The sequence below is a fragment of the Marinobacter sp. genome (assembly GCF_052094685.1).
Taxonomy (GTDB): Bacteria; Pseudomonadota; Gammaproteobacteria; order Pseudomonadales; family Oleiphilaceae; genus Marinobacter.
In genome coordinates, this window is record NZ_JBQDKB010000124.1 from 1 (window position 1) to 8,655 (window position 8,655).

Consider the following 8,655-nt stretch of genomic DNA (forward strand, 5'->3'; position numbering starts at 1 on the left):
AGGCAACCTTTGTGGGCGCGAAAGAAATCGGCAGTGGCTGGGTTGGCGAATGGCACAAAGTGGAAGTAGAGGGTGTTGTTTCAAACCTTGATGCAGATACGCAAACCTTCAAATTCAAAGAGTTGGTTATTGATTTCACCTCAGCAGAATTTGACGACGGCGTCCAAGACGATCTGAAAAACGGCGTGGTTGTTGAGGTTGAAGGCAAGCTTGTAGATGGCAAGTTGATTGCCGAGGAAGTCGAGTTTGAAGACGACCTATTCGACAATAACGATGACGTTGAGATATCAGGTGCCGTTACCGTGGCATACGACGAAAGCACCCGCCAGTTCCAGCTCAATGGTTTTGCCATTCAGGTGAACGAGGATACGGATCTTGACGATGACATTATTCTGGATCGCCTCACCGAAGGCGCTGAAATCAAGATAGAGGGCGAATACCGGAACGGAATCATTGTTGCCGAAGAAATTGAAATGCGTGACGGCGATGCTGAGTTGTCCGGCTTTATCGAAAACAAAGAGCGCGGCGGTGAAGTTCTTGTCGTCAGCGGCGTGCGAGTCATGCTGACCGACAGCACACTGGTTGAAGATGAAGAAACTGAAGATGCCCAAGAATCTGTAACCATGCGCACTCAGGATCTTGAGACTCTGAACGTGGGTGACTATCTCGAGATTGAAGGCCGAGAGACTGCTGAAAATGGCGGGGGCCTGGTTGCGTTTTACATTGAGCGCGATGATGGCGGTGAGCTGGAGTTGGAAGGCAAAATTAGCAGCCTTACCGATACATCCATCACGGTGATGGGGTTAGAGCTTCAGGCTGATGTAAGCCTGTCGGGCTTCCAGGAAGGCGACGAAGTTGAGATCGAGTATAAGAAGGAAGGTGGTGAGTACCGCATCGTGAAGATCGAGGTAGACGATTAAACGCGATTGCTCTCCACCGAATTTTGGGCTGGACTGACTGGTAACACAGAGAGTCTGGCCCTCTGTTTACAATGGGAATACAATCCCAAATATGAAAGAAGCTCACATCAATCCATTGCATCAGGCCCTGTTCCGCATTCTGCGACCTCTTGCGAGGTTGCTGCTGCGTAACGGTATTCCTTACGGGGAATTTTCTGAATTGGTTAAGCGAGCCTACGTGGAAGCAGCACTGGAGGACTTCCCCGGTGAACGGCGCAAGCCTACCGATTCTGGTGCGGCGGTCATGACAGGGTTGACGCGCAAAGAGGTTAAGCGTCAGCGGGAAATTCTTGCCGGGCAGCACACGGGTAAATCGGATATTCTGCATACCAATCGTGCCTCCCGCGTGGTTTCAGGCTGGGTGCACGATGCCACCTTTCAAGATTCAGTAGGCGAGCCAGCTATACTTGCATTTGATGGGCCGCTGAGTTTTTGCGAACTGGCAAAGAAGTACAGCGGCGATATGCCCCCGCGTTCTGTACTTGATGAATTGCTAAGGGTTGGCGTGGTGTCTGTAGATAGCGATACCGGCAAGCTAACCCTGAAGCAAAGAGCCTACGTGCCAGCCGGAGACAGCAAAGAAATGCTCCAGATCTTCGGTGAGGACGTATCAGATCTTATAGCCACAGTAGATCACAACTTGGTTTGTGGCGAAGGCGGCCGACAGCCGTTGTTCCAGCGCACACTGACGTACAACAACATTCCTCCGGACGTTATGGAGGCTTGGCGCAAGCATGCTGCGGAGCAATCCCAGGCACTGCTGGAACAATTGGACTCGTGGCTGGGGCCAAAAGATCGTGATGTGTCGGGCAACCTGCCTAATGATTCACGGCACGACTCGTTCAGAACAGGTGTGAGTGTCTTCTATTTTGAAGAAGCAGCGTTTAAAGAAGCACCTCAGCCCGGCTCTAAAAGAGAGAAAACATCATGAATTCTAGCAGCCAGCCTAAATTTTTGTGTCGCTGGGAACCTACCGAACTGGCAAGCACCATTTTGTCTGCCCCGAGCCGCGAAGTTGTGAGCCATTGGATCAGCGCTATGGCGTTTCTTGATGAGAACTTGCACCCGGTTCTGCTGGCGGTGAACAACCAGAGCGAGCCCACCTTCAGCCAGCTTGTAAAGGCGGTGAACCCGGGGTTTGCACCCACCGTGGTTCTTAATGAGTTACTACGCAAAGGCATTATAGAGCAGTTGAGCAGTGGCCACGTGCTGCTAAGACGAAGCACTTATGTGCACGACGTCCCCAGTTTTGAAACCTCACCTAGGGTGAGACGCCAAACGCACAGCCCCGGCAGAAGTGTTGGCAGGCGACAGAGCGACGAAACTTGATATCAGTATTCCCGGACGCCGCCGCGCAGCGGCGCTATCCGATACGGAGAGCACAATGAAATTTACATCCCGAAAACGCCTGCTGACCACATTGGCGGCCGCACTCACTTTTAGCCTGCTTTCAGCGTGTGGCGGCGAGACCACAGTAGCGGATGGTGGAATTCGCGGCACCGGCTCCAGTGTTGGGCCCGTTTCGGGGTTTGGTAGTGTGTTTGTGAATGGGGTGGAGTTCTTTACTGACAAGATTCTGAACCGGAAGGTCACAAGCAATGACGGTCTTGATAATGAAGGCGACCTTCAAAAAGGGATGATTCTTCGGATTGAAGGTAAATGGCAGAAAAATGGAACTGGCCAAGCTAAATCTATGGAGTATGACGACAGCTTGCGGGGCATAGTTTCTGGTTTGACTACTGACAGCGCTGAGAAACGGCTTGAATTCAAAATTCACAATCAGCCTGTGTTTGCAGATGCTCAAACGGTATTGAAGGGAAAGCAATTTGCCAGTTTTTCGGATGGCGATTTTGTACGTGTAAGTGCTTGGCGGCAAGCGAACGGCAAGTACCGGGCAAGCTACATTGGCGTTGATCCAAAAAACTATGGTGGCGATCCAGTTGAAGTAGAGGGGCCGGTGGATAGCGGGTCATTAACAGGCACTCAGTTCAGAATGAATGGCCTCACAATCGATTTTAGCAGCGCAGAGTTTAGCAGTGGGCTTTCGGCTGAAAACTTGAACGAGCAGAGCGCTTATTTTGAGGTTGAAGGTAAATTGGTCGGCGGGGTTCTCTTCGCTAGCCGTATTCAACGGGATGATTTCCGCCGCTACCAGAGGCGTGGCGAAGATATGGAACTGGCTGGGCCAGTGTCGTCTGATTTTAACAAACGCACACAATCGTTCGGATTGAATGATCTTACGATTACGGTAACGGGCGATACAGATCGGGATGACATTACCATTGCTGACCTGAAAGCAGGCATGTTGGTACAGGTCGAAGGCAAGTTTGTTTCTCCAACCGAGATTCTAGCTAGCGAAATTGAAGCTCGTGAGGGTGATGCTGAAGTTGAGGGTAATATTGATGTGCCTTTTGATCGCAGTACGAACCATTTCGTGACGGGTGGGGTGCGGATTCATGTCACGTCACGAACGATAATTACCGATGACGACAGTGACGAAAGACTTACGACAAATGATCTTTACCCCTCGCCTCCTGAGGCACAGTTCATATCGGTAGAAGTGTCCGGGCTTGCAAAGAAAGACCCGTCAGGATTGAGGTATGTGGAAGCACTACAAGTTGAGCTGGAACAGACCTCCGAGAAAGACGGTGAGTACGAGATTGAAGCAGCGCTTGATAGCATAGATGGTTCGGACATCAACATACTTGGCCTCAAGATTGGTACGGTCGGAGCCACCTTTAAAGACACCAGCCTCAATGACCTTAAAGTGAAATTGGCAGGGCCTGGAAAAGTTTCTCTGGAAGTAAAATATGAGAAAATTCCGGTTGGTACTGGCTACAGAGCTACCGAGATTCAGCTGGACTGAGTGTATTGTAGCTGAGGCAGTCTAAAGATAGATCGCCTCCGCTTTTTCCTCCCGTACTCTTACCCGCAACAAAACCCTACATAAAGAAGCTCCCCTTCTTCGCTTGTTTTGCTACAACTATAGTTAGCCGCACCATAGCGGGTACAAAAACAAATACTCTGGATACCTGAGTAAACGTGATAGTGGAGCTCCAATGGCCTCTCGTTTCCTAAAAAGTCTGATCTCCAGCAGGCTGCTTCGTCCTGTTTTTCTGGTTTTGATTGTCGCGGGGCTGGCACAAGTTTTGATTAGCCAGTGGTTAATCTCAGAACAGGTTGATCGCTTGGTCAGTACCGCGGGCTCAGCACTTGAAGCGAGCAGTGATCAGCTCAGCGACTCCTTTGAAAAAACCCGGGACGATGTTCGTGTGCGGTTGGAAACCATGCGTGAGGAAAGTATTGGCGAGCTGGCTGCAGAACTTACGCGCCAACAAACCGAGCAGCAGCAACGAATTGCAGAGAACGTGCGCAACGCAGTTATGGCTGAAACACAAGGGTTGGCAGAGGTGCTGGCAGCGGTTGCTGCACCGCTAATCTGGGACAGAGACGTGCCTCGGCTGACTGATCTGGTAGAGCTGGCAGACGCTAGAGACTCGGTGCTGTTTGCTGTGTATTTCGATCAGTATGGCGAGCGCATGACTCGGTACGTTGATCGTACCGATGAGCGTGTGGTCCAACTGATGAAACAGGGCGATGGCCGTGGGGCGGCCAACCGCGTGCTGGATGCGGCAAGCCGCGATCCGAATATTGTCATCATTACTGCTGATATAAAGCCAAAAGGTTCCGCTATTGGGCAGTTGAAGCTTGGGCTGTCACTAGAGGGCATTAACCGCGATCTTGCTCAGTTGGAAGAAGAGTTCAGCGCGACCCTGGCGGGTACTATCGATGCCTCGGGCCAAATGCTTGAAGCGGAAACCGATCAGGTTAATCAGCGGCTGCAACAGCAGTTGGCGGCCATGGGGGCAGATACGCAATCGAGTATCAGCAATACAGTAGATGCCCTTCGGGAAGAAGCATCTGGCTTGTCGTCTAGCCTAACCGTAGTCGCTGTCTGTTCTATGATTATTCTCTTGATTTTGATGGCGATTGTGCTCGGTGGGGGCGTGCTGCCAAGAATTCTACGCCTGAACTCCGCCATTCGTGGTATTGCCGATGGAGAAGCCGATCTGACCCGCCGCGTGAATCTGAAGGGCAACGATGAACTGACTGAAATGGCTAGAGGTGTTAACCAGTTTATTGCCCGCATTCAGGAATTGGTATCCGATGTTAAGAGTTCTGCAGAGTCTGCCGTCGGGCAAGCTCAAGCCCAGGGAGAAGTGAGCCGGGATGCGGTTTCGGCGGTTAATGCTCAGCAGCAGGAAGTGGCCCAAGTATCTGAAACTATGGCGGCTATGTCCCATAGCATTGCCGGCGTTGCAGGCAATATTCAGGAGGTTGCCGGTGCTGTGCGCAGCGTGAGCGCTGAGAGTGAGGCGACCGCAGGGATATCACGGAACGTGCGCGATCGTTTGGATGAAGTGGTATCAAACGTGGAAAAAGCCGTGGCAGCGGTTAGTACACTCAACAACCAAAGCACAGAAATTGCATCTGTGCTGTCGGTTATCGGCGCCATTGCGGAGCAAACCAACCTTCTTGCTCTTAATGCGGCCATTGAGGCTGCGAGGGCGGGGGAGTCGGGCCGAGGTTTTGCGGTAGTTGCCGATGAGGTGAGAACCCTGGCTAGCCGAACCCAGAAGTCCACCACCGAAATTGAAGCCATTATTGCGAAGTTGCAGCAAGGCAGCAAACAGGCTGTCTTGGTAATTGGTGATGTGTCGGAGCAGGTTGCGGAATCGTCTGCCGAGTTCCGCCGGGCGGATGAGCATTTCGATCAGATCAACCAGTTGCTCAATAGCTTGCAAGAGCAGGCCTTGAGCATTTCGTCTGTGGCGGAACAGGAGGGCCAGCAGGCCGGCAAGCTCAGCGTTAGCATTGAGGATATCGCCCGGTCATCTTCGACCACGGTTGAGGCCATTCAACGCTCAGACAACGCCAGTTCGAAAATCAGCGAGCTGCTTGCTGCACTTCAGACCAAGGCCTCCCAATTCCGCGTGTAACGTAATGGGAGGCCTTGATTTAAAACGTTGAGCCTGTTTAACCGCAGATGCGCACCCGTGCGTCTGCATATTCCTGTTTGAGGCGTGATACGAGTGCTTGCACACTCACTACGTCGGTAATCTGGCTGACCCCCTGACCAGCTGACCATACGGTTTTCCAAGCTTTGGCTTCGTCATCCACTGGCTTGAGCTTTTCACCGTAATTGATCTCGCCCGCTTGGTTTAGTTTATCCATGGGAAAACCCGCGGCCTCTAGGCTTTGCCGCATAAAGCTCGCGGGTATGCCTGAAACCGCCGGAGTATGAATGATATCGCCGGATACAGCTTCGATAACCATGTTGCGGTAGGCGTCTTCCGCCCTGGATTCTGTGGTGTTGATGAAGCGCGTGCCCATATAGGCTAAGTCTGCGCCCAAGGCCCGTGCGGCCAGTACGTCTTCGCCACGGGAGAGCCCGCCGGCCAGCAAAATGATGCCATCAAACACTTCGCGAATTTCGTGCACCAGCACAACAGGGTTGATGGTGCCTGCATGGCCACCAGCACCGGCTGAGACCGCGATAATGCCATCTACGCCCGCTTCGGCAGCTTTGCGAGCGTGTTTTTGATTGGTTACGTCGTGGAAGACTACGCCGCCATAGCTGTGCGCAGCTTCGACCACCTGGCTGGCTGCGCCCAGCGAGGTGATGATGATGGGTACCTCATGCTTTACGCACAATTCCAGATCAGCCTGCCAGCGAGGATTGGAGCGGTGCACGATCAGGTTGACGGCATAGGGGGCAATGTTGGCTTCGGGGTTTTTTTCTTTCAGCTTCCCGAGATCTTCATTCATCTGAATCAGCCACTCTTCAAACCCTTCGCTTGTGCGTTGGTTGAGAGCGGGAAAGCTGCCAACTATGCCTTCCCGGCAGCACGCAAGCGCCATTTCAGGACCTGAAATCAGAAACATGGGCGCCGCGACCAAAGGCAGGCTGAGAGAATCTGTGCGAAAAGCAGGAAGTGACATGAGATCTCCTTCATTTGTATTGGAAATTTTGTAGGATATAAAGGATCTTAGCCTGCCTGAGCGATCGTGGGAATGTTCGCCAGCTACGCAAACACCGAGTTATGTATCGAGAACAACAAAGGAGTGCACAATGGGTGAAGCTAATCGTCGTAAACAAACTGGCGCGCCGTCGCCGAAGGCCAGTTCACGAAAGCCTTTGGTTATCGGAGTAAGCGTGCTGATTCTGGCCAGCATTATTTTGGGTGTATTCTTTCTAACGGCTGCCCCTAAGCCCACATCTGGCGAACTGCCGGTTGCCGTGCCTGGCGCAGAGGCTTTTCCTGTGGAACTGGACCAGTACGGCGTTTCTGTGGGTGCTGAAGATGCGCCCGTTGTTGTGCGGGAGTTTGCAGACTTCCAATGCCCGGCCTGTGGCGCGTTTGCCAAGGCCAGCAAGCGGCTAAAGCGGGAGTATGTGGACGCGGGGAAAGTCCGATTCGTGTATTTTGAGTTACCGTTGCGGCAGCACCAGAACGCGTTTCCTGCGGCACAAGCGGCGCGATGTGCCGGCGACCAAGGTGCGTACTGGGATATGCACGACCGCCTCTATGACTCGCAATCAGAATGGAGTGGATCAAACGATCCCACAGCCACCTTTACTCGGTATGGCAACGAGATAGGGCTTGAGGAGCGTCGCTTTCGTCTCTGTATGACAAGCGAACTGCACCGTGAAGCCGTTGAAGATAGCCGTCGTGTTGCCATGCAGTTGCAGGTAACCAGCACACCAACCGTGCTGGTGGATAACATTCGCCTCACCCGCCCAGGCTGGGGACAGCTTTCGGCCGTTGTGGAGCGGGAGCTTTCCCGTACCAACAAATAACCTTTTCCCGTCGCTTCGGTCAGCCCTGACTTGAACAAAAGCCTGAGTGGGTTAAAATTTGCTCCCTCTCAGGCTTCGGCCTTCCAGATATACAAGCCATGCTCCGGATTTACGGTCCGGTCCGCAGGAGAATCTCTATGAGCAACAACGTTGTTGTCTGTGCGCTTTATAAGTTTGCTGTTCTGAATGATTACAAAATCCTTCGCCAACCACTGCTAGAAACGATGCTCGCCAACGGCGTGCACGGCACCTTGTTGCTGGCTCGAGAAGGCATTAATGGCACGATTGCCGGAAACCGGCAGGGTATCGATACGGTGCAGGCTTGGCTGGCCAGTGATGAGCGCTTTGAAGGGATCGATTACAAGGAATCGTTTGTAGATACCCAGCCGTTCAAACGAACCAAGGTAAAGCTCAAGAAAGAGATTGTCACCATGGGGGTGGATGGCATTGATCCTAAACGGATCGTTGGCACGTATGTAGAGCCAGACGAATGGAATGCTCTGATTTCAGACCCAGAGGTTCTTCTTGTAGATACTCGTAATCAGTACGAAGTGGAAATTGGCACGTTCAAGCATGCCGTTAACCCCGCAACAGATACCTTCCGCGAGTTTCCAGATTATGTGAAACAGAACCTTGATCCGGCCAAGCATAAAAAGGTTGCCATGTTCTGTACCGGTGGCATTCGTTGCGAAAAGTCCACGGCGTATTTGAGAGAGCAGGGTTTTGAGGAGGTTTATCACCTTAAAGGCGGCATTTTGAAATATCTGGAAGAGGTGCCGGAAGAGCAAAGTCTCTGGAAAGGTGAATGTTTTGTATTTGACGACCGGGTTACGG

8 protein-coding genes are annotated in these 8,655 nt (G+C 52.3%); 7 read left to right on the plus strand and 1 reads right to left on the minus strand.

What is annotated here, in order from left to right:
• The 5 genes from ACTH3S_RS16830 to ACTH3S_RS16850 form a co-directional block, all read left to right on the plus strand.
• Positions 1-920, plus strand: a 920-nt coding sequence (locus ACTH3S_RS16830) for a DUF5666 domain-containing protein (RefSeq protein ID WP_441810168.1), incomplete at its 5' end; no start/stop codon positions are given.
• A gap of 91 nt (positions 921-1,011) precedes the next feature.
• Positions 1,012-1,890, plus strand: coding sequence for a DUF6502 family protein (locus tag ACTH3S_RS16835; protein WP_441810169.1), 879 nt, complete (start codon positions 1,012-1,014; stop codon positions 1,888-1,890).
• A complete protein-coding gene (locus ACTH3S_RS16840; protein WP_441810170.1) occupies positions 1,887-2,288 on the plus strand; it encodes a hypothetical protein in 402 nt (133 codons plus the stop codon). The genes ACTH3S_RS16835 and ACTH3S_RS16840 overlap by 4 nt, the downstream gene beginning before the upstream one ends.
• Before the next feature lie 55 nt (positions 2,289-2,343).
• Positions 2,344-3,825, plus strand: coding sequence for a DUF5666 domain-containing protein (locus tag ACTH3S_RS16845; protein WP_441810172.1), 1,482 nt, complete (start codon positions 2,344-2,346; stop codon positions 3,823-3,825).
• Positions 3,826-4,018: 193 nt separating this feature from the next.
• On the plus strand, positions 4,019-5,959 hold the full coding sequence (locus ACTH3S_RS16850) for a methyl-accepting chemotaxis protein (RefSeq protein WP_441810173.1): 1,941 nt from the start codon (positions 4,019-4,021) through the stop codon (positions 5,957-5,959).
• 37 nt (positions 5,960-5,996) lie between these two features.
• On the opposite strand, the gene ACTH3S_RS16855 is transcribed toward ACTH3S_RS16850, so the two are convergent.
• Positions 5,997-6,962, minus strand: coding sequence for an NAD(P)H-dependent flavin oxidoreductase (locus ACTH3S_RS16855; protein WP_441810174.1), 966 nt, complete (start codon positions 6,960-6,962; stop codon positions 5,997-5,999).
• A gap of 130 nt (positions 6,963-7,092) precedes the next feature.
• Between ACTH3S_RS16855 and ACTH3S_RS16860 the strand changes: the two genes are divergently transcribed.
• Together ACTH3S_RS16860 and trhO are read left to right on the plus strand one after the other, a co-directional pair.
• Positions 7,093-7,821 (plus strand): DsbA family protein, encoded by a 729-nt coding sequence (locus tag ACTH3S_RS16860; RefSeq protein WP_441810175.1) that lies wholly within the window; start codon positions 7,093-7,095, stop codon positions 7,819-7,821.
• A gap of 137 nt (positions 7,822-7,958) precedes the next feature.
• Positions 7,959-8,655 (plus strand): oxygen-dependent tRNA uridine(34) hydroxylase TrhO (gene trhO, locus ACTH3S_RS16865; RefSeq protein WP_441810176.1); only part of this gene is annotated, 697 nt, incomplete at its 3' end.